21 protein-coding genes are annotated in these 18870 nt (G+C 62.1%); 10 read left to right on the top strand and 11 right to left on the bottom strand.

The genetic code is table 11. The features are described 5' to 3' along the window. Positions 1-8: 8 nt before the first annotated feature. Complete coding sequence (locus NH234_RS28180; RefSeq protein WP_085731548.1) at positions 9-332, top strand: multidrug transporter; 324 nt, start codon at positions 9-11, stop codon at positions 330-332. Between the two features lie 38 nt (positions 333-370). Here the strand turns inward: NH234_RS28180 and NH234_RS28175 are convergent, their stop codons facing one another. From NH234_RS28175 to NH234_RS28155, 5 genes are all read right to left on the bottom strand, one after another. Beyond that, positions 371-622, bottom strand: coding sequence for a YfhL family 4Fe-4S dicluster ferredoxin (locus tag NH234_RS28175; RefSeq protein WP_003195146.1), 252 nt, complete (start codon positions 620-622; stop codon positions 371-373). A gap of 102 nt (positions 623-724) precedes the next feature. Further along, a complete protein-coding gene (gene coaD, locus NH234_RS28170; protein WP_003229157.1) occupies positions 725-1204 on the bottom strand; it encodes a pantetheine-phosphate adenylyltransferase in 480 nt (159 codons plus the stop codon). 115 nt (positions 1205-1319) lie between these two features. After that, positions 1320-2915 (bottom strand): GMC family oxidoreductase N-terminal domain-containing protein, encoded by a 1596-nt coding sequence (locus NH234_RS28165; RefSeq protein WP_367255063.1) that lies wholly within the window; start codon positions 2913-2915, stop codon positions 1320-1322. A gap of 41 nt (positions 2916-2956) precedes the next feature. Beyond that, positions 2957-3502, bottom strand: coding sequence for a twin-arginine translocation pathway signal protein (locus tag NH234_RS28160; RefSeq protein WP_367255062.1), 546 nt, complete (start codon positions 3500-3502; stop codon positions 2957-2959). Between the two features lie 24 nt (positions 3503-3526). Continuing rightward, the gene (locus NH234_RS28155; RefSeq protein ID WP_085731551.1) at positions 3527-4957 is read right to left on the bottom strand and encodes a coniferyl aldehyde dehydrogenase; all 1431 of its coding nucleotides are present in this window, start codon (positions 4955-4957) and stop codon (positions 3527-3529) included. A gap of 146 nt (positions 4958-5103) precedes the next feature. Here NH234_RS28155 and NH234_RS28150 point away from each other — a divergent pair, with 146 nt between their 5' ends. Together NH234_RS28150 and NH234_RS28145 are read left to right on the top strand one after the other, a co-directional pair. Further along, entirely contained in the window at positions 5104-5775 is a 672-nt protein-coding gene (locus tag NH234_RS28150; protein ID WP_085709051.1) for a TetR/AcrR family transcriptional regulator, read from the top strand. A gap of 27 nt (positions 5776-5802) precedes the next feature. Further along, positions 5803-6657: a sulfurtransferase gene (locus tag NH234_RS28145; RefSeq protein ID WP_367255060.1), complete on the top strand. Its 855-nt coding sequence runs from the start codon at positions 5803-5805 to the stop codon at positions 6655-6657. A 6-nt stretch (positions 6658-6663) separates the two neighbouring features. Here NH234_RS28145 and NH234_RS28140 read toward each other — a convergent pair whose 3' ends face one another. The 5 genes from NH234_RS28140 to NH234_RS28120 all read right to left on the bottom strand — a co-directional run bounded on the left by NH234_RS28140 (position 6664) and on the right by NH234_RS28120 (position 12004). After that, complete coding sequence (locus tag NH234_RS28140) at positions 6664-7494, bottom strand: AraC family transcriptional regulator (protein ID WP_085731553.1); 831 nt, start codon at positions 7492-7494, stop codon at positions 6664-6666. 4 nt (positions 7495-7498) lie between these two features. Beyond that, positions 7499-8497 (bottom strand): hydrolase, encoded by a 999-nt coding sequence (locus NH234_RS28135; protein ID WP_085731554.1) that lies wholly within the window; start codon positions 8495-8497, stop codon positions 7499-7501. Positions 8498-8560: 63 nt separating this feature from the next. Beyond that, complete coding sequence (gene rsmD / locus NH234_RS28130) at positions 8561-9169, bottom strand: 16S rRNA (guanine(966)-N(2))-methyltransferase RsmD (protein WP_085731555.1); 609 nt, start codon at positions 9167-9169, stop codon at positions 8561-8563. Beyond that, the gene (locus NH234_RS28125) at positions 9169-10656 is read right to left on the bottom strand and encodes a pitrilysin family protein (protein WP_085731556.1); all 1488 of its coding nucleotides are present in this window, start codon (positions 10654-10656) and stop codon (positions 9169-9171) included. Before NH234_RS28125 ends, rsmD begins: the two co-directional genes overlap by 1 nt. Next, complete coding sequence (locus NH234_RS28120; protein ID WP_367255057.1) at positions 10649-12004, bottom strand: M16 family metallopeptidase; 1356 nt, start codon at positions 12002-12004, stop codon at positions 10649-10651. The genes NH234_RS28125 and NH234_RS28120 overlap by 8 nt, the downstream gene beginning before the upstream one ends. Before the next feature lie 344 nt (positions 12005-12348). Here NH234_RS28120 and ftsY point away from each other — a divergent pair, with 344 nt between their 5' ends. The 4 genes from ftsY to rpoH all read left to right on the top strand — a co-directional run bounded on the left by ftsY (position 12349) and on the right by rpoH (position 16493). Further along, complete coding sequence (ftsY, locus tag NH234_RS28115; RefSeq protein ID WP_367255055.1) at positions 12349-13833, top strand: signal recognition particle-docking protein FtsY; 1485 nt, start codon at positions 12349-12351, stop codon at positions 13831-13833. Further along, the gene (gene ftsE, locus NH234_RS28110) at positions 13830-14501 is read left to right on the top strand and encodes a cell division ATP-binding protein FtsE (RefSeq protein WP_003229148.1); all 672 of its coding nucleotides are present in this window, start codon (positions 13830-13832) and stop codon (positions 14499-14501) included. Before ftsY ends, ftsE begins: the two co-directional genes overlap by 4 nt. Then, positions 14498-15523 carry a permease-like cell division protein FtsX gene (gene ftsX / locus NH234_RS28105; protein WP_085731559.1) on the top strand — a complete coding sequence of 342 codons (1026 nt, stop codon included), beginning with the start codon at positions 14498-14500 and terminating at the stop codon, positions 15521-15523. Before ftsE ends, ftsX begins: the two co-directional genes overlap by 4 nt. A 115-nt stretch (positions 15524-15638) precedes the next feature. Continuing rightward, positions 15639-16493 (top strand): RNA polymerase sigma factor RpoH, encoded by an 855-nt coding sequence (gene rpoH / locus NH234_RS28100; RefSeq protein WP_003229146.1) that lies wholly within the window; start codon positions 15639-15641, stop codon positions 16491-16493. A gap of 71 nt (positions 16494-16564) precedes the next feature. Here rpoH and mtgA read toward each other — a convergent pair whose 3' ends face one another. Then, positions 16565-17287, bottom strand: a complete 723-nt coding sequence (mtgA, locus tag NH234_RS28095) for a monofunctional biosynthetic peptidoglycan transglycosylase (RefSeq protein ID WP_367255051.1) — start codon at positions 17285-17287, stop codon at positions 16565-16567. Between the two features lie 74 nt (positions 17288-17361). Here mtgA and NH234_RS28090 point away from each other — a divergent pair, with 74 nt between their 5' ends. The 3 genes from NH234_RS28090 (at position 17362) to NH234_RS28080 (ending at position 18869) form a co-directional block, all read left to right on the top strand. Continuing rightward, a complete protein-coding gene (locus tag NH234_RS28090; protein WP_367255049.1) occupies positions 17362-17742 on the top strand; it encodes a DUF423 domain-containing protein in 381 nt (126 codons plus the stop codon). A gap of 71 nt (positions 17743-17813) precedes the next feature. Beyond that, on the top strand, positions 17814-18014 hold the full coding sequence (thiS, locus tag NH234_RS28085; RefSeq protein ID WP_167394879.1) for a sulfur carrier protein ThiS: 201 nt from the start codon (positions 17814-17816) through the stop codon (positions 18012-18014). A 60-nt stretch (positions 18015-18074) separates the two neighbouring features. Beyond that, positions 18075-18869: a thiazole synthase gene (locus tag NH234_RS28080; RefSeq protein WP_085731561.1), complete on the top strand. Its 795-nt coding sequence runs from the start codon at positions 18075-18077 to the stop codon at positions 18867-18869. Position 18870: the final 1 nt, after the last annotated feature.

Below are 18870 nucleotides of genomic sequence, written 5' to 3'. Positions count from 1 at the left end.
ATCGTGCCATGAAGTCCTCGCAAGCCCTGCTCCTCGCACTGCTGCTGTGCTCCAGCCTGACCGTTCAGGCCACGGAGGGCGGCAGCGGTGATCCGCGATATGCCATCCAGAATCCACCGGCCTACGCCATGATCGGCGATCTGCTGATTGCCCGCCCCTTGCTGGTGGCGGCCACGGTGATCGGTGCGGGGGTGTTTGTGGTGTCGTTGCCGTTTACCGCGCTGGGTGGCGGTGTCGGCGATGCGGGGGAGGCGCTGGTGGTGGCGCCGGCGAAAGCGGCTTTCGTGCGTTGCCTGGGCTGTACCGGGGAAGGATTCGAGCAGCGTGAATGACGTGATCGCAGCCTGACGCTGCGATCACGGTCAGAGACTCAAGCCTTGCCGGTAATCTTGCGGTATTTCTCCATCAACTGTTCTTCAGTCTCCGGATGGGCTTCGTCCAGTGGAATGCAATCCACCGGGCAGACCTGCTGGCACTGCGGCTCGTCGTAGTGGCCGACGCACTGGGTGCACAGGTTCGGGTCGATCACGTAGATCTCTTCGCCTTGGGAAATGGCGGCGTTCGGGCACTCAGGTTCGCAGACGTCGCAGTTGATGCAATCGTCGGTGATGATCAGGGACATGCTAACTCCAGCCGGGGCGGCGGGCCCGGGCGCAATAAATCAATGCGCGCAATTGTGCCGCATTGGCGCCCGTAGTGCACGCGGGCGCCGTTTGAACGGTCGTTACTTCTTGAAGCGCAGGGTCAGGGCATCAGCCACTGCCGGGTGGACAAACTTGCTGATATCGCCGCCCAGGGCTGCAATTTCCCGCACCAGGGTCGAGGAAATGAACGAATAACGCTCGGACGGGGTGAGAAACAGGCTCTCCACATCCGGTGCCAGCTGGCGGTTCATGTTGGCCAGCTGGAATTCGTATTCGAAGTCCGACACCGCGCGCAAACCACGCAGGAACACATTGGCGTTCTGCTCTTTGGCAAAATGCGCCAGCAGCGTCGAGAAGCCGACCACTTCTACGTTGGGCAGGTGTTTGGTGACCTCGCGGGCCAGCTCGACCCGTTGTTCCAGCGGGAACAGCGGATTCTTCTTGGGGCTGGCGGCGACGGCGATGATCACATGGTCGAACAGGCGCGAGGCGCGTTCGACCAGATCGCCATGGCCCTTGGTAATAGGGTCGAAGGTACCTGGGTACAACACTCGGTTCATCGCGTCGTCCTGGCGGGAATCCGTTGGGGAGTCGGATGGTATCGCAGCCGTCCCGGTCGGCCAAGTCGCCTTTTGGGTAAGAAAGCACTATGGACGGTACGAATCTTCGGCTTTTTCACGGGTTTTTCAGCCGTTCGCCGAGGGACGTCGCCAGTTGCGCCGTCAGACCATACACCGACAACTGCGGGTTGGCGCCGATGCTGGTGGGGAACAGCGAGCCGTCGTGAATCGACAGATTGCTCAGTTGATGATGGCGGCCGAGACTGTCGGTGACGGCGGTTTTCGAGTCTTCGCCCATCGCACAACCGCCCATGACGTGGGCGCTGCCCAGGCGGGTGCGGTACAGCTCGAGGCTCAAACCGTCGATCATCTTGCGCGCCTCGGCCAGGCTATTCACATAACGTGCATCCGCGTGCATCGGCATCACCGCTTTGGCGCCACCGGCGAACTGGATCTCGGCCATGACAAGGAAGGCCCGGCGCAAACCGTCCCAGGCGTAAGGCGACACCTGATAATCGAGGACCGGCGAGCCGTCGCCACGCAATTCGACGCTGCCACCCTGACTGTCCTGGTGAAACCCGTCACGCAGCAGAGCCAGCATGGCATGAGTGTGGGGCAGGTCGACCATGTGCTGTGCGTTTTCCTGACCGAAGCCGCCGAGCAGGGTGGCGGCCAGCGCCGGGTGCAACGGCGGCACTTCGAGTTTGAAGGCCATCGGCCCGGTGGTGCCGTCCTTCCACTGGAAATGGTCGGAGTAGATCGACTGCGGCGCTCCGTAAAACGGGTTGATGACCTCGTCGAAGCGCCCGGCGGACATGTTCACCGGGTGCAGGAACGTGCGCTTGCCGAGGCGTTGATGCGGATCCGGCGCATCCGAGCGCAGCAGCAGGGCGGGACTGTTGATGCCGCCGCCGGCCAGCACGTAATGGCGAGCCTTGACCGTGATCTTGCGCCCGGTCGGCTCGACGCAGCGTTCGTCCATTGCCACGCATTGCAGGCCGGTGACCTTGTCGCCGTTGATCAGCAGTTTTTCGGCGCGAGCCAGATAGAGCAGTTCGCCGCCCTTTTCCAGGGTCGCCGGGATGGTCGTGACCATCATCGATTGCTTGGCGTTGGTCGGGCAGCCCATGCCGCAGTAGCCGAGGTTCCAGCAGCCGCGCACATTGCGCGGGATCACGTGCCAGCTGTAGCCGAGTTGTTCGCAGCCTTTGCGGATTACGTCGTTGTTGGCGTTGGGTGGGACCATCCAAGGGGCGACGCCGAGGCGCTGCTCCATTTTTTCGAACCAAGGCACCATGTCGGCGGGGCTGTGGCCTTTGACGTTGTGTTCTTTGGCCCAGTGTTCGAGGGTCGGCTCGGGGGTGCGAAAACTCGAGGTCCAGTTGATCAGGGTGGTGCCGCCGACCGCACGGCCCTGAAGGATAGTGATTGCGCCGTCCTTGCTCATGCGGCCGATGCCTTCCTGATAAAGGCTGCTGTAGGCCTTGTCTTCCAGCATCTTGAAGTCGCTGCTGGTCTTGAGCGGGCCTTCTTCGATCAGCAGCACTTTATAACCGGCGGCGCTGAGGATTTCCGCCGTGGTGCCGCCGCCGGCACCGCTGCCGATGATGGCCACGTCGGCTTCCAGAGTCAGGTCGTCGGTCAGTTGTGCGCCGTTGTAGGTTTTCCAGCCACGGGCAAGGCCTTCGCGAAACGAGTCGGGTACGGGCATCAATCAGGCTCTCTTATTATTGTTCGGGGGAGGCGCGAGTCTTAAACCGTGAGTGGGCCGGGATAACCGCAGTGCGCCCAGGATTCGGCGCGGGTGTACCAGGCCATCATCACCATTTGCTGCAGGGAGCTGTGGCCCATGCGCAGCAGGCTCAACGAGCTGTTTTCCCAGCGCTCGAGAAAGTGCCGGATCGCCTCGGGGCTGGCGTTTTCCCAACTGCCCCAGATTCCGGTCAGCGGTCCCCGGGTCACGGCCATGCCCAGCACGTCGAACAGCTGTCGGGTCAGCTTGAGCATTTCCGGCGACAGGTGATCGAGGCTGTAATCCAGTGATTTCAGGGTTCCGTCGACAGCGGCGGGCATTTTTTCCGCAGCCACGGCGCCATCGAGCATTACCGGAATCAGCGCGCGCAAAAACAGCAGGTCGCCGCTGCGCAACGTGGCGAATCCGTTGGCCGGTACGCTCGACGAACAGCCGCTGAGGCTAGCGCCGAGGCCGGCGGTGGCGAGGAAAGCCGTGGCGCCGAGGCTGAATTTCAGCAGGCCGCGGCGCGACAGGGCAGGTGTTTCGGTCAGGCTTGGGTGCATTGTTGTTATTACCCGGCGGTGACGTTAGCGAATGAACAGTTTCTGGATCAGTTTCTGAATGGATTTGCCATACGGCGGGTAAATCAGCTTCGCCGCGTTGAAGCGCTGTTTAACCAGCACACCCTTGGCTTTGCTGAAGGTCAGAAAGCCTTCGTGTCCGTGGTAATGGCCCATCCCCGACGGCCCGATACCGCCGAACGGCATGTCGTCCTGTGCCACATGCAGCAGCGTGTCGTTGAGGCAGACGCCACCGGAGTGGGTTTCGTGGAGCACGCGGTTCTGTTCGCGTTTGTTGTAGCCGAAGTAGTAAAGGGCCAGAGGACGTGGCCGCTGATTGATGTAAGCAAATGCCTGATCCAGGTTCCGGTACGGCACGATCGGCAGCAGCGGGCCGAAGATTTCGTCCTGCATCACCGTCATCTCGTCGCTGACGTTCAGTAGCAGGCTGTGAGGCATGCGTCGGCCCTGGCCCTGATCGAACAGCGGAATCAGCAACGCGCCCTTACTGGTGGCGTCGCTGAGGTAGCTGTTCAGTCGCGCCAATTGGCGTTCATTGATGATGGCGGTGTAGTCCGGGTTGTCTGCGAGTGTCGGATAAAACCCGCGCACAGCCTGGCGATAGGCTTCCACAAAGCCGCCGACCCGTTCTTCCGGCACCAGCACGTAGTCCGGCGCCACACAGGTCTGGCCGGCGTTGAGGGTCTTGCCGAAGGCAATGCGTTCGGCCGCGTCCTTGAGCGGTACATCTTGGGAGACGATGGCCGGGGATTTGCCGCCCAGCTCCAGGGTCACCGGCGTGAGGTTTTCCGCCGCCGCGCGCATCACGTGCTTGCCGATGCTGGTAGCGCCGGTGAACAGCAGGTGATCGAAACGCAGTTTCGAGAACGCCACGCCGACGTCGGCCTCGCCGAGCACCACGCAGACCAGATCTTCGGGGAAGATTCGCGCCAGCAACTCCTTGAGCAGCAGGCCGGTGGCCGGGGTCGATTCGCTGAGCTTGAGCATCACCCGGTTGCCCGCCGCGAGGGCACCGGTCAACGGGCCCATGGCCAGGAACAACGGGTAATTCCACGGCACGATGACGCCCACGACGCCCAGCGGCTGATACACGACTTTCGCCGATGCCGGCTGGAAGGCGACACCGACTTTGCGCCGCGAAGGTTTCATCCACTGGCTGATGTGCCGGCTGGCATAGTGAATGCCGTGCAGGCTCGGCATCAGTTCGGCGAGCAGGGTTTCATCGGCGCTGCGGTGGCTGAAGTCGGAGCTGATGGCGTCGATCAGCGCCTGCCGTTCGCTGCTCAGCAAATCGCGCAGGGCCTTGAGCCATTGCTGACGCTGGGCCGCCGGCGGCATCGGGTTGGCGGCGTAGGCGGCACGCTGCGCATCGAACAGCCGATTGAGCTCTTCCAGCGGCTGTTGCAGCGTTTGCAGGTAGGCAATATCGGCAGTCATTGTCAGCTCCGGATATGTTGTTGTGAGGAACTTTTTAGAGTCTATGCTCTAGAAAGTCAAATGACTTCCTTGGGCATCATGGTTTTATCCCATTCCGGTTAGGTCGTAAGATGCCCCCCAACGCACTCTGAATTAAAGCTCAAGCCATGGCCCCACGGATCAAAACCAGCGAGCGCATCGTGCAGAACAGCCTCGAGCTGTTCAATCAGCAGGGCGAGCGCAGCATCAGCACCAATCACATCGCCGCCCACATGGAGATTTCTCCGGGCAATCTGTACTACCACTTCCCCAACAAGCAGGCGATCATCGCTGTGCTGTTCAGTGAGTACGAAAGCCTTGTGGACAGCTTCCTGCGCCCGCCTCAGGGGCGTGCGGCGACGGTCGAAGACAAGCGTTTCTATCTCAAGGAACTGCTGTCGGCGATGTGGCGCTACCGTTTTCTGCACCGCGATCTCGAGCACTTGCTCGACAGCGACCCGGACCTGGCCGGGCGTTACCGGCGCTTTTCCCAGCGCTGCGTGATTCAGGGGGCAGCTATCTATGAAGGCTTCGTCGCCGCCGGGATTCTGAAGATGGACCGGGTGCAGATCGAATCCCTGACCCTCAACGCGTGGATCATCCTCACTTCCTGGGTGCGCTTTCTGTGCACCACCCGGGAAAACTCCAATCATCTCAGCGAGCAGGCCATTAAACGTGGCGTGTATCAGGTGCTGGTGCTGGAGGCCGGGTTTGTCACCGAGCAGGCCCGCGATGAGGTCAATGCACTGTTCGAAGAATTCTACGTACCGTTGGCCCAGGCCCTCGAAGAAAGGTCCTGACCCATCCGCTCACAGGAGTCGTTCGCTATGCCGATTGCGCAACTGATCAGCCCGACCACGCTGGATGCCCGCAAGGAGCAACCGGGCCTGGTGATTCTCGATTGCCGTTTTGCCCTCGAAGACCCGGATTACGGCCAGCGCAGCTATGCCGAAGGGCACATTGCCGGGGCGAGTTTCGCCGATCTTGAACGTGACCTGAGCGGGCCGGTGACCAAGGGCGTGACCGGACGGCATCCGCTGCCGGAGCCAGCGGCGTTGATCGAGCGTCTGCAAGCTTTCGGTATCAACAACGACAGCGACGTGGTTCTGTATGACGACGGTCCCGGTGCCTACGCGGCGCGTGCCTGGTGGTTGCTGGCATGGCTGGGCAAGCGTGACGGCGTGTTCATTCTCGATGGCGGACTCAAGGCCTGGCACGCGGTCGGTCTGCCGCTGAGCCTGGATGCGCCTTCGGTGGCGCGCGGGACGTTCAGCGGGCAGCCGGACAAGCATCTGCTGCTCAGCGCCGAGCAATTGCAGCAGCGCCTCGGTCAGCCGGCCCTGACCCTGCTTGATGCTCGTGCATTGCCGCGCTTCAAGGGCGAAGTGGAGCCGATCGATCCGATTGCCGGCCACATTCCTGGCGCGCAATGCGCGGCGTTCACCGACAATCTGGGTAGCGACGGGCGCTTCCTGCCGGCCGATCAGCTCAAGCAGCGCTTCGCCGCGAAACTCGGCGAGCGTTCGCCGAACGATCTGGTGGCGTATTGCGGTTCCGGGGTGACGGCGTGTCACAACCTGTTTGCCCTGTGCCTGGCGGGTTATCCGTTGGGTACGCTGTATGCCGGATCGTGGAGCGAGTGGATCAACGAGCCGTCGCGCGGTATCGCCACGGGCGAGTAAGCGCGTTCAGCGGTCCAGCCGCGCACTGCGATAGGCCGCTGGCCCCACGCCATAAACCTGTTTGAACTGCCGGCTCAGATGACTCTGGTCGGCAAAGCCCAGTTGCGTGGCAACTTCCACCGGCAGGCAGCCGCTCTGCAACAAACCCCGGGCACAGGCAATCCGCTGTTGCATCAGCCAGGTGTGCGGCGGCATGCCGGTGGCGCGGCGGAACACCCGGGCGAAGTGGAAAGGCGAGAGGTTCACCGCCGCCGCCAGTTCTTCCAGTGAGGGCGGTGCCGCCAGTTGCGCGTGCAGTAACTCCTTGGCCATCACCACCGCACGATGTTCCTTGCCGGGTTTGCCGTTGATCTGCACCGCCGCGTGACGTTGCAACAGCAGCATCATCATTTCGCGCCACACCGTTTGCTGTTGCAGTGCAGTGGCGGGGCTTTCCAGCAAACGGTGCAACTGGCTGAAGCCATTGACCAGATCCGGATCGCGGTACAGCGTCGCGCCAAAAGCCGGCATCGGCGCAGTCGGCAGTTCCAGTTCTTCGAGCAGCGAGACAATCTTGCCGGTATCCGGATAAAACGCCCGGTACAGCCAGCCGTCCTCGGTGCCTTTGTGGCCGGTGTGCAATTCGTCCGGGTTGATCAGCACCAGCGTGCCGCTGCCGGCCAGGTGCTCGGCACCGCGATAACGATAGCGCTGGGCGCCGGCCATGATCATGCCGATCACGTAGCCGTCGTGGACATGCGGGGCGAAGCGATGCTCGATGTAGCGCGCCGAGAGCAGCTCGACGCCGGCCAGTGGCGCGGTTTGCCAGAAACGGATCGACTCGCCCTGTTCGCTCATGACGTCACTCGCGCCCCGCGTCGGCCAGCCATTGGGGAATGCGCCGTTCCAGGTAATAACCCGGTTGGCGGAACGAACCGTCGACGAAACCGACATGCCCGCCCCGGGCCTGCAGTTCAAATGCGGTCGAACTCGACAGCTCACTGGCTGAAGGCAGGCTGTGGGGGAACACGAACGGGTCGTCCGCCGCTTGAATGATCAGGGTCGGTGTACGGATTTCCCCAAGAAAATAGCGGCTCGACGCACGGCGATAGTAATCCTCGGCATCGGCAAAGCCATTGAGTGGCGCAGTCACCCGGCCGTCGAAGTCCCAGAAGGTGCGCATGTTTTCCAGCGAACCGAGGGCTGCCAGTGCGGCGAGACCATCTTCGCGCCCGTCATGCTGGAACTGGCGCTGCTTGTTCTTGATGTAGGCGACCATCTCGCGCATGAAGTGCGCCTGATAGACCTTCGAGAAACCCTGGCCGATACGGTCGGCGCATTGATCCAGTCGAAACGGCACCGACACCGCCACTGCGCCGAGCACGCCGCTGGCGCTGCCGGTTTCCCCCAGATGCTTGAGCAGCACGTTGCCGCCGAGGGAATAACCGACCGCATATAGCGGCGCCAATGGCCGCTTGGCCTTCAGATGGCGGATGGTTTCGGCGAGGTCTTCGCTGGCGCCGGAATGGTAGCTGCGCGGCAACAGATTCGGTTCGCCCGAGCAGCCGCGCCAGTTCAGCGCAACGCTGGCCCAGCCTTGGGCGGCGAGCGCTGCCTGGATTCCGGCGACGTAAGGCGAGTTGGAAGAGCCAGTCAGCCCGTGCAGCACCAACACCAGTGGCGCTTCGGCGCTGTGTGGGCCGTGCCAGTCGAGATCAAGGAAATCACCGTCCTCCAGCCATAGCCGCTCGCGCTGGCGATCAAGGTGCACGGTCTTGCGCCACAGCGGCCCCCACAAGGTTTGCAGGTGCGGATTGCCGAGGCCGAAGGCGGGGATGAACGGTTTTGACGAAGGGGACACGATCGCTCTCGATGCAGCGCAGCGAGCCTCGGCTGAGGCTCGCCGCTTTTTCAGGCCGGTCGGTTAGCCGGCGATCACTGCCATACGTTGCCACAACGCGTAGTACACCCGCCCGGATTTCTGCTCGCGGTGCAGGCGCCAGTTGCCTGGCAGGCCGAGGGTCGATGGCGCGGTTTCACTTTCAGTGTAGATCCACGAATCATCGGCCAGCCATTGGCGCTCTTCCAGCAGCGTGCACACCGCGGGCAGCAGGTTCTGGTTGAACGGCGGGTCGAGGAACACCAGATCGAACGCGGTCGCGCTCTGGGTTTCCAGATAGCGCAAGGCATCAGCGGTCTGCACCTGGCCGTTGGTGCAGCGCAGCGTGCCGAGGTGTTCTTTCAGGCTGGAGACGGCGACGTGGCTGGCATCCAGCGCCTGCCCCATGGACGCGCCACGGGACAGCGCTTCCAGAAACAGCGCGCCGCTGCCGGCGAACGGATCGAGCACCTTGGCCCCGGCAACGTACGGCGCGAGCCAGTTGAACAGGGTTTCGCGCACCCGGTCCGGCGTCGGGCGCAGGCCCGGCGCATCCGGGAAGCTCAGTTTGCGGCTGCGCCATTCGCCGCCGATGATGCGCAACTGATTCACACCGTTGTGCAGTTTTTGTACAGGTTTCTTTGGACTGGCCATTAATGCTCCGGAACCCCGAGCGGTTGCTCGGCAGGCTTATCAGATGGGGCCGGTAACGGCTTTTGCGGCACGGTCGGGCCAGCGCTGACGATGACCATTTTGTCCGTGCTCAGGTGTTTGTTCAGGGCGTCGCGGACCTGCTCGACGGTCAGGCTCTGGGACTGACGCATGAAGTCGTCCAGATAGCTCAGCGGCAGGTTGTAGAAACCCATGGCGCCGAGCTGGCCGACGATATCGGCGTTGCTCGCAGTGGACAGCGGGAAGCTGCCAGCCAGTTCACGCTTGGCGTCGTCGAGTTCTTTCTGGGTCGGGCCGGTCTTCAGGTAATCGGCGAGCACGTCCTGCACCAGTTTCAGGGTGCCTTCGCTCATTTCCGCGCGGGTCTGCAGATTGATTATGAACGGGCCACGAGCCTGCATCGGGCTGAACGCCGAATACACACCGTAGGCCAAGCCACGTTTCTCACGGACCTCACTCATCAAGCGGGTGCCAAAACCACCGCCGCCGAGGATCTGGTTGCCCATCGACAGTGCGGCGTAGTCCGGGTCGTCACGGTCGATGCCCAGTTGCGCGAGCATCAGGCTGGTCTGCTTGGACGGGAATTCGATGTGGCCGACGCTGGCCTTCGGCTCCTGCGGCTGGGCGATCTTCGCCAGCGCCGGGCCTTTCGGCAGGGCAGCAGAGACCTGATTGGCAATCGCCTCGGCTTCGCTGCGGGACAGGTCGCCGACCAGCGCAATCACCACGTTGCCGGCGGCATAGGCCTTGGCATGGAACTCACGCAGTTGCGCCAAGGTTATTTTCGGCACGCTTTGCGCGCTGCCATCGCTGGAGTGTGCATATGGGTGATCGCCGTACAGGCGCTTCATCAACTCCAGGCTGGCGAGCTTGCCGGGGTTCTGTTTCTGGTACTCGAAACCGGCGAGCATCTGGTTCTTGATGCGTGCGAAGGAGTCGGCGGGGAAGGTCGGCTTGCCGATCACTTCCGAGAACAGTTTCAGTGCCGGCTCGCGTTTGTCGGCGGCACTCAGGCTGCGCAACGAAACGATGGCCATGTCCTTGTAGGCGCCGTTGCCGAAATCCGCACCGAGGCCTTCAAAACCCTGGGCGATGGCGCCGACATCCTTGCCCGCCACGCCTTCATTGAGCATGGCGTTAGTCAGCAGGGCCAGCCCCGGTGCGTTGCCGTCCTGGCTGCTGCCGGCGGAGAAGATCAGGCGCATGTCGAACATCGGCAGTTCGCGAGCCTCGACGAACAGCACCTTGGCGCCTTCGGCGGTGTTCCAGGTCTGTACGTCGAGTTTGCGGCTGGCCGGGGCCTTGCCGTCGAGTTCGGCCAGCGATTGCAGCTTCTGGCTGGACTTGGCGTTATCCAGCGCTTCGCTGGCCTTGCTGTTGTCGCTCGGCGCCAGATACAGCGCGGCGGAGCCAATGACGGCCACGGCGATCAGGCCGAGCAGCAGGCGTGGGGTTTTGCGCTCACTCATGAGTCGTCTCCAGTGGCAGGACGTGGGCGACGCTGAGACGTTCGCGGGTGAAATACAGCTTGGCGGCGTTCTGGATGTCTTGCGGGGTGACGCTTTCCAGATCGGCCAGTTCGGTGTCCATCAGCTTCCACGACAGACCGACGGTCTCCAGCTGGCCGATGGCGGTGGCCTGGCTGGTAATCGAATCGCGTTCGAAAACCAGGCCGGCGATGACTTGCGCACGCACGCGCTCCAGCTCTTCAGCGGACGGTGCGGTGGTTTTCAGCTGTTCCAGCAGTTTCCACAGGCCGGCTTCAGCCTGGGCCATGGTCTTTTTCTTCTGGGTGTTCGGCGTGGCCGACAGGGTGAACAGACTGTCGCCACGGGTGTAGGCGTCGTAGCTCGACGAACCGCCGGACACCAGTTCTTCGCCGCGCTCCAGCTGGGTCGGGATGCGACCGCTGTAGCCGCCGTCCAGCAGCGCCGAGATCAGGCGCAGGGCGTTGATCGAGCGTTTGTCTTTGGCGGTGGCCAGGCTCGGCACGTTGAAACCGAGCATCAGGCTGGGCAGTTGGGTCTGCACGTGCAGGGTGATCTGGCGTTCGCCGGGCTCGGCCAGTTCCAGCGGTTGCTTTGCCGGCGGCACATCGCGTTTCGGGATCGGCCCGAAGTAGCGCTGGGCGAGGGTTTTCACTTCGTCCGGGGTCACGTCGCCGACCACCACCAGCGTGGCGTTGTTTGGCACATACCAGGATTGGTACCAGTGGCGCAGTTCTTCGACCTTCATCCGGTCGAGGTCGGCCATCCAGCCGATGGTCGGTGTGTGATAACCGCTGGCCGGGTAGGCCATGGCCTTGTAGCGCTCATAGGCCTTGGACATCGGCTTGTCGTCGGTGCGCAGGCGGCGCTCCTCCTTGATGACTTCGATTTCCTTGGCGAACTCGTTGGCCGGCAGGCGCAGATTGGCCATGCGGTCGGCTTCCAGCTCGAAGGCTACACCCAGGCGATCGCGGGCCAGCACCTGGTAGTAAGCGGTGAAGTCATCGCTGGTGAAAGCGTTCTCTTCAGCGCCGAGGTCGCGCAGGATCAGCGAGGCTTCGCCTGGGCCGACTTTCTCGCTGCCCTTGAACATCATGTGCTCGAGGGCGTGGGACAGACCGGTCTGGCCAGGGGTTTCGTAGCTGGAACCGACCTTGTACCAGACTTGCGACACCACCACCGGCGCGCGATGGTCTTCGCGCACGACGACCTTCAGGCCATTGTCGAGGGTGAATTCGTGGGTCGGTTGCGGGTCGGCCGCCAGGGCCGAAAGGGGCAGGCAGACCGTGCTGAGCAGCAGGCCTGCGGCGCGGCGGGCTAGAGCATTCATTCGTTTTTAAACCTGTTCGGCTGCCCGCTTGGTCTTAGCCTAGGCGGGCGAGGAGGTGCTAGGATACTGATCCGTTTTACCGGCGACCACGCCTATCCGGTTTTGAAACTTGATCAGGTTGTATGGGTTTGCGGCAGAAGGCCTGGGTTTATCAGCTAAACTTCGCTTTTTCGCCGATTTTGCCGGCTAGTCCTTCATTAAAACGATTCCTTTGAGGTGCTGTTGGCGCCTCGACAAAATGTTGCGCGTGAACAAGCTGGGTGAAACACAGTCTGTTCTGCATCGAATATTTATTTGCCGGGGCGCCCCTGTGGCGCGTCGCTACCGTGAGATAGCCGTCCTCCATGTTTGGTTCCAACGACGACAAGAAGACCCCAGCTGCGGCTGGCGAGAAGAAAAGCCTGTTCGGATGGCTGCGCAAAAAGCCGCAGGAACCCGTCGTCGAACAGCCGACTGCCATTCCTGAGCCAGCCCCGGCACCAGCACCTGTCATAGAAGAAGTGCCGGCTCCGGTTGTGCTGCCGATTGCCGAACCGGTGTTGCAACCGGTGGCCGAAGTAGAGCCTGAAGCGCCGGCTGCCGCTGAACTGCCGCTGACCCCGGCTGCCCAGCCATGGCTGACCTTGCCCGTGGCGGAAGAGCCTGTGGCGCTGGTCGAAGAGGCTGCGCCGCACATTACGCCGCCGATCCCGGCACCGGTTGCATTCACTCCTGAGCCTGTTCAGCCGCCGGTGATCGAACCTGCTCCTGTCATTCCCGAGCCTGTGGTCGCTGCGCCGGTTGCACCGATTGTTGCTGCTCCCGAGCCTGCACCTGCACCTGCACCTGAACCGGTTGTCGCTGCGCCTGTCGCGGTCGCCGAAACTCCGCTCGAGGCGCCTCGCACCGAAGAAACCAAGGCCGGCTTCTTTGCCCGTCTCAAGCAAGGCCTGTCCAAGACCAGCGCCAGCATCGGCGAGGGCATGGCCAGCCTGTTCCTCGGCAAGAAGGCTATCGATGACGATCTCCTCGACGACCTCGAAACCCGCCTGTTGACCGCCGACGTCGGCGTCGAAGCGACTTCGGTGATCATCCAGCGCCTGACCCAGAAGGTCGCACGTAAAGAGCTGGCCGATTCCGACGCCCTGTACAAATCCCTGCAGGCCGAGCTGGCCGCGATGCTCAAGCCGGTCGAGCAGCCGCTGAAAATCGTTTCGCAGAACAAGCCGTTCGTGATCCTCGTGGTCGGCGTCAACGGTGCCGGCAAGACCACTACCATCGGCAAACTGGCGAAGAAGCTGCAACTGGAAGGCAAGAAAGTCATGCTCGCCGCCGGCGACACCTTCCGCGCCGCGGCGGTCGAGCAGTTGCAGGTCTGGGGCGAGCGCAACAAGATTCCGGTGATAGCCCAGCACACCGGCGCGGACTCGGCTTCGGTGATCTTCGACGCCGTGCAGGCCGCCAAGGCCCGTGGCATCGATGTGCTGATCGCCGACACCGCCGGTCGCCTGCACACCAAAGACAACCTGATGGAAGAACTGAAGAAGGTTCGCCGGGTGATCGGCAAGCTCGACGCCGATGCGCCGCACGAAGTGCTGCTGGTGCTCGACGCCGGTACTGGCCAGAACGCCATCAACCAGGCCAAGCAATTCAACCAGACCGTCGAACTGACCGGCCTGGCGCTGACCAAGCTCGACGGCACCGCCAAAGGTGGGGTGATTTTCGCCCTGGCCAAGCAATTCGGCCTGCCGATCCGCTACATCGGCGTCGGTGAGGGCATCGACGATCTGCGTACCTTTGAAGCCGAACCCTTTGTCCAGGCACTGTTTGCCGAGCGGGAGCGTTCATGATTCGTTTCGAACAGGTCGGTAAGCGCTACCCGAACGGTCACGTCGGCTTGCATGAGCTGAGCTTTCGAGTCCGTCGCGGCGAGTTCCTGTTTGTCACCGGCCACTCTGGTGCCGGTAAATCCACCCTGTTGCGCCTGCTGCTGGCGATGGAGCGTCCGACCAGCGGCAAACTGCTGCTGGCCGGGCAAGACCTGAGCACCATCAGCAATGCGCAGATCCCGTTCCTGCGTCGGCAGATCGGCGTGGTGTTCCAGAATCACCAGTTGCTGTTCGATCGCACGGTGTTCAACAACGTCGCGCTGCCGTTGCAGATCCTCGGGCTGTCCAAGGCGGAAATCGCCAAACGCGTCGATTCGGCGCTGGAGCGCGTGGCGCTGTCGGACAAGACCGATCTGTACCCCGGCGACCTTTCCACCGGTCAGCAACAGCGCGTCGGCATTGCCCGCGCCATCGTGCACCGCCCGGCCCTGCTGCTGGCGGACGAACCGACCGGTAACCTCGACCCGCGTCTGGCGGCCGAGATCATGGGCGTGTTCGAAGACATCAACCGTCTGGGCACCAGCGTGCTGATCGCCAGTCACGACCTGGCCCTGATTGCGCGCATGCGCCATCGCATGCTGACCCTGCAACGCGGCCGATTGATCGGCGACGGGGAGGCCGGCGTATGAGTGCAACACGTAGTCCGAAGGTTTCCGAGCGCGTGGCCCCGAAGGCCGCCGATCCGCAGCCGCCGAAGAAGAAAAAGCACGACGAGGATGATGGTCCGGACTTCGCCACGCTGTTTCACGCCTGGATCGAAAGCCACCGTGCCAGCCTGCTGGACAGCCTGCGCCGTCTTGGCAAGCAGCCGATCGGCAGCTTTTTCACCTGCATGGTGATGGCGGTGGCGCTGAGCCTGCCGATGGGGCTGTCGCTGTTGCTGAATAACGTCGAGCGACTGGGCGGTTCCTGGCAGCGTGCGGCACAGATTTCGCTGTACCTGGAGCTCGAGGCCAGTCCGGCTCAAGGCGAGAAGCTGCGGGATCAGATCAAGGGCATGCCCGGTGTAGCTGATGCTGAATATGTCGGTCGCGACCAGGCGCTGGAAGAGTTCCAGCAGCAGTCCGGACTGGGCGAAGCCCTGCGCGAGCTGCCGGAAAACCCGTTGCCGGGCGTGGTGCTGGTCACGCCGAACGAGGTCGACAAGTCGACCCTGGAAGCATTAAGACAAAAACTTTCCGAGCTGCCCAAGGTACAACAGGCGCAACTTGATCTAGTCTGGGTCGAGCGTCTGGCCGCCATCCTCAAGCTCGGCGACCGCTTTGTCTTCGGTCTGACGGTGTTGCTGGTTTCCGCATTACTTTTGGTGATAGGCAATACCATTCGTCTTCATATTGAAAACCGCCGCACAGAGATAGAAGTGATTAAACTCGTCGGCGGCACCGACAGCTATGTGCGTCGCCCCTTCCTTTATATGGGCGCGCTGTATGGCTTCGGTGCGGGGCTGCTGTCCTGGGGAGTGCTGGCGTTCGGCCTGAACTGGCTGAACGACGCGGTGGTTGGGCTGGCCGGCCTTTATGGCAGTGATTTCGCACTGGCCGGAGTGCCAGTTGCCGACGGTCTGTCGCTCTTGCTTGGTGCGGTGCTGTTGGGTTATATCGGTGCATGGATTGCAGTCGCACGTCATCTCAGGGAGCTGGCGCCGAAGTAGAATCTTTTTTGCGCGTGATTGACCTTGCGGTTTTTTAGGGAACTTGTACCTGAGTTTCCGGTCAATTTTTCGCAGTGCCGAAAGGCGCGAGTATGTAAGTCGGAGGTTTTTTCGTATGACCAATTCTTTGCAACCTGCGTATGCATTGGTTCCGGGCGCAAACCTGGAAGCCTATGTGCACACCGTCAACAGCATTCCATTGCTGACGCCGGAGCAGGAGCGTGAACTGGCCGAGAGTCTCTACTATGAGCAGGATCTTGGGGCGGCTCGGCAGATGGTGCTCGCCCACCTGCGATTTGTCGTACACATTGCCCGTAGCTATTCCGGCTACGGTCTGGCTCAGGCTGACCTGATCCAGGAAGGTAACGTCGGCCTGATGAAGGCCGTGAAGCGTTTCAACCCGGAAATGGGCGTGCGTCTGGTGTCCTTCGCGGTGCACTGGATCAAGGCCGAGATTCACGAGTTCATCCTGCGCAACTGGCGGATCGTTAAAGTCGCGACCACCAAAGCCCAGCGCAAGCTGTTCTTCAACCTGCGCAGCCAGAAGAAACGACTGGCCTGGCTGAACAACGAGGAAGTCCACCGTGTGGCGGAAAGCCTCGGCGTCGAGCCCCGTGAAGTGCGTGAGATGGAAAGTCGCCTGACCGGCCATGACATGGCCTTCGACCCGGCTGCCGAAGCTGACGACGACAGCGCTTTCCAGTCGCCGGCCAACTACCTGGAAGACCACCGATACGACCCGGCGCGTCAGCTGGAAGATGCCGACTGGAGCGACAACTCCAATCACAACCTGCACGAAGCACTGGAAGTGCTGGACGAGCGCAGCCGCGACATCCTCTACCAGCGCTGGCTGGCAGAAGAGAAAGCCACGCTGCATGACCTGGCGCAGAAGTACAACGTGTCGGCCGAGCGGATCCGTCAGCTTGAGAAGAGCGCGATGAACAAGCTGAAGTTGTCGATTGCCGCGTAACCGGTAGTCCGGCAATAAAAAAACGCCCCGATCAGCGATGATCGGGGCGTTTTTGTGTGCACTTCAGAAACTCATTGGGCCCAGGGCGCGCGGCGTGAATCATCGAGTGTCAGCAGATAGCTGTCGCCACCCAGCTGGCTCATCTGCTGGCGAATCCATCCGGCCCGGCGCGAAACATAGGAAGTCGGGTGGCTGGCGCTCCAGACCCGGGGATTGGGCAATACGGCCGCCAGATAACTCGCCTGCTGCCGGGACAATGACTTGGCGCTCACGCCAAAGTGATGCCGTGCCGCTGCTTCGGCGCCAAACACGCCGTCATCCCATTCGACACTGTTCAGGTACACCTCAAGTATCCGCTGCTTGGGCCAGAACACTTCGATCAGTGCGGTGAACCACGCTTCCAGGCCTTTGCGCAGATAACTGCGGCCCGACCACAGGAACAGGTTCTTCGACACTTGCTGACTCAACGTGCTGGCGCCGCGAATCGAGCCACCGAGTTCGTTGTGGGCCAGTGCAGCCTTGATCGCACTCAGGTCAAAACCCCAGTGCTCGGGGAATTTCTGGTCTTCGCCGGCAATCACCGCGACCTTCAGGTCATCGGAAATTTCGTCCCACGGCTTCCAGGTGCGTTGCAGATCGATCGGTTCGCCCTCGACCCAGGATTCGATCTTGCGCTCGACCATCAGCGCAGTGCCCGGTGGCGGCACAAAGCGAAACACCAACACCAGCAATACGCTGCCGCCCGCGAACCAGAGCAGGGCCTTCGTGAAACGACGGAGAAATAAACGCAGCATAGAGATGGCTTGGCCGAACCGGTTGAGCGGGCCATTATACAGACCCTGCCGATCGAGTCTGAGTGGAGTTCTACATGCTGCGTAGCTTTCTGATGCTGGCTGCCTTCTTTGGTTTCACTGGTGTCGGCCTCGGCGCATTCGCCGCCCATGGCCTGAAAAACCGCCTGACCCCGGAGTTCCTGGCGATCTTCCACACTGGCGTCATGTATCAGTTGGTACACGCATTGGCGCTGTTCGGCGTGGCGCTGCTGGCCACGCAGCTTCAGGGGCGTCTGGTCGCCTGGGCCGGCATCTCGTTCAGCATTGGTATCCTGCTGTTCTCTGGCAGCCTGTACCTGTTGACCACCCTCGGCATCGGCAAGCTCGGCATCATCACCCCATTCGGTGGCCTGGCATTCCTGATCGGCTGGCTGTGCCTCGGACTCGCCGCCTGGCGCCTGCAGCCAACCGCTTGACGCTTGGTGCTGACCTTTAGGTCATGATCGGGCTAGAATGCCACCCCCTAAAAATGATGGCGGCATCCGGCATGCGCATTCAGTTGAACGGCGAATCCCTTGAACTGCCCGACGGTGAAACCGTTGCGGCCCTGCTGACCCGTCTGGACCTGACCGGACGCCGCGTCGCGGTCGAGCTCAATCTGGATATCGTCCCGCGCAGCCAGCACGCCGACACCACTTTGAACGACGGCGACAATGTCGAAGTGGTGCACGCCATCGGCGGCGGCTAGTTGCCAGGCCTGCATCGGCCGAGAATTCTGCAAGACCCTCACCCCAACAGAGGATTTCCCATGAGCATCGTTCGTAGCGACAAGCCTTTCGTTCTGGCCGGTCGTACTTACCAGTCGCGTTTGCTGGTCGGTACCGGCAAGTACCGTGACATGGAAGAAACCCGCCTGGCCATCGAAGCCTCGGGTGCCGAGATCGTCACCTTTGCCGTGCGCCGCACCAACCTGGGACAGATCGAAGGCGAGCCGAACCTGCTCGACGTACTGTCGCCGGATCGCTACACCTTTCTGCCGAACACCGCCGGTTGCTACGACGCTGTCGAGGCTGTGCGCACCTGTCGCCTGGCCCGTGAGCTGCTCGATGGTCATAACCTGGTGAAGCTGGAAGTGCTGGCCGACCAGAAAACCCTGTTCCCCAACGTGATCGAAACCCTCAAGGCCGCCGAAGTGCTGGTCAAGGAAGGCTTCGATGTGATGGTTTACACCAGTGATGATCCGATCATCGCCCGGCAACTGGCGGAAATCGGCTGCATCGCGGTGATGCCGCTGGCCGGTCTGATCGGTTCGGGCCTGGGGATCTGCAACCCGTACAACCTGCAGATCATCCTCGAAGAAGCCAAGATCCCGGTGCTGGTGGATGCTGGTGTCGGCACCGCTTCCGACGCCACCATCTCCATGGAGCTGGGCTGTGATGCGGTGCTGATGAACTCGGCGATCGCCCACGCTCAGCAGCCGATCATGATGGCTGAAGCCATGAAACACGCGATCGTCGCGGGCCGCCTGGCCTACCTCGCCGGCCGCATGCCGAAAAAACTCTATGCCAGCGCCTCTTCGCCGCTGGATGGTCTGATCAAGTAAG

Origin of the sequence: Pseudomonas sp. stari2 (assembly GCF_040760005.1) — a bacterium.
GTDB lineage: Bacteria > Pseudomonadota > Gammaproteobacteria > Pseudomonadales > Pseudomonadaceae > Aquipseudomonas.
Note: the sequence above shows the minus strand (reverse complement) of the source record. Positions and strands in the feature narration are given on the sequence as shown.

Bases quoted from the DNA above. Each gene is read 5' to 3' on its own strand.
- NH234_RS28160 (WP_367255062.1), bottom strand. From the start codon at position 3,502: ATGCACCCAAGCCTGACCGAAACACCTGCCCTGTCGCGCCGCGGCCTG.
- NH234_RS28090 (WP_367255049.1), top strand. From the start codon at position 17,362: ATGCTGCGTAGCTTTCTGATGCTGGCTGCCTTCTTTGGTTTCACTGGT.
- NH234_RS28080 (WP_085731561.1), top strand. From the start codon at position 18,075: ATGAGCATCGTTCGTAGCGACAAGCCTTTCGTTCTGGCCGGTCGTACT.
- NH234_RS28175 (WP_003195146.1), bottom strand. From the start codon at position 622: ATGTCCCTGATCATCACCGACGATTGCATCAACTGCGACGTCTGCGAA.
- NH234_RS28165 (WP_367255063.1), bottom strand. From the start codon at position 2,915: ATGCCCGTACCCGACTCGTTTCGCGAAGGCCTTGCCCGTGGCTGGAAA.
- ftsE (WP_003229148.1), top strand. From the start codon at position 13,830: ATGATTCGTTTCGAACAGGTCGGTAAGCGCTACCCGAACGGTCACGTC.
- mtgA (WP_367255051.1), bottom strand. From the start codon at position 17,287: ATGCTGCGTTTATTTCTCCGTCGTTTCACGAAGGCCCTGCTCTGGTTC.
- rsmD (WP_085731555.1), bottom strand. From the start codon at position 9,169: ATGGCCAGTCCAAAGAAACCTGTACAAAAACTGCACAACGGTGTGAAT.
- NH234_RS28145 (WP_367255060.1), top strand. From the start codon at position 5,803: ATGCCGATTGCGCAACTGATCAGCCCGACCACGCTGGATGCCCGCAAG.
- ftsX (WP_085731559.1), top strand. From the start codon at position 14,498: ATGAGTGCAACACGTAGTCCGAAGGTTTCCGAGCGCGTGGCCCCGAAG.
- NH234_RS28150 (WP_085709051.1), top strand. From the start codon at position 5,104: ATGGCCCCACGGATCAAAACCAGCGAGCGCATCGTGCAGAACAGCCTC.
- NH234_RS28125 (WP_085731556.1), bottom strand. From the start codon at position 10,656: ATGAGTGAGCGCAAAACCCCACGCCTGCTGCTCGGCCTGATCGCCGTG.
- NH234_RS28120 (WP_367255057.1), bottom strand. From the start codon at position 12,004: ATGAATGCTCTAGCCCGCCGCGCCGCAGGCCTGCTGCTCAGCACGGTC.
- ftsY (WP_367255055.1), top strand. From the start codon at position 12,349: ATGTTTGGTTCCAACGACGACAAGAAGACCCCAGCTGCGGCTGGCGAG.
- NH234_RS28180 (WP_085731548.1), top strand. From the start codon at position 9: ATGAAGTCCTCGCAAGCCCTGCTCCTCGCACTGCTGCTGTGCTCCAGC.
- coaD (WP_003229157.1), bottom strand. From the start codon at position 1,204: ATGAACCGAGTGTTGTACCCAGGTACCTTCGACCCTATTACCAAGGGC.
- NH234_RS28140 (WP_085731553.1), bottom strand. From the start codon at position 7,494: ATGAGCGAACAGGGCGAGTCGATCCGTTTCTGGCAAACCGCGCCACTG.
- NH234_RS28155 (WP_085731551.1), bottom strand. From the start codon at position 4,957: ATGACTGCCGATATTGCCTACCTGCAAACGCTGCAACAGCCGCTGGAA.
- rpoH (WP_003229146.1), top strand. From the start codon at position 15,639: ATGACCAATTCTTTGCAACCTGCGTATGCATTGGTTCCGGGCGCAAAC.
- thiS (WP_167394879.1), top strand. From the start codon at position 17,814: ATGCGCATTCAGTTGAACGGCGAATCCCTTGAACTGCCCGACGGTGAA.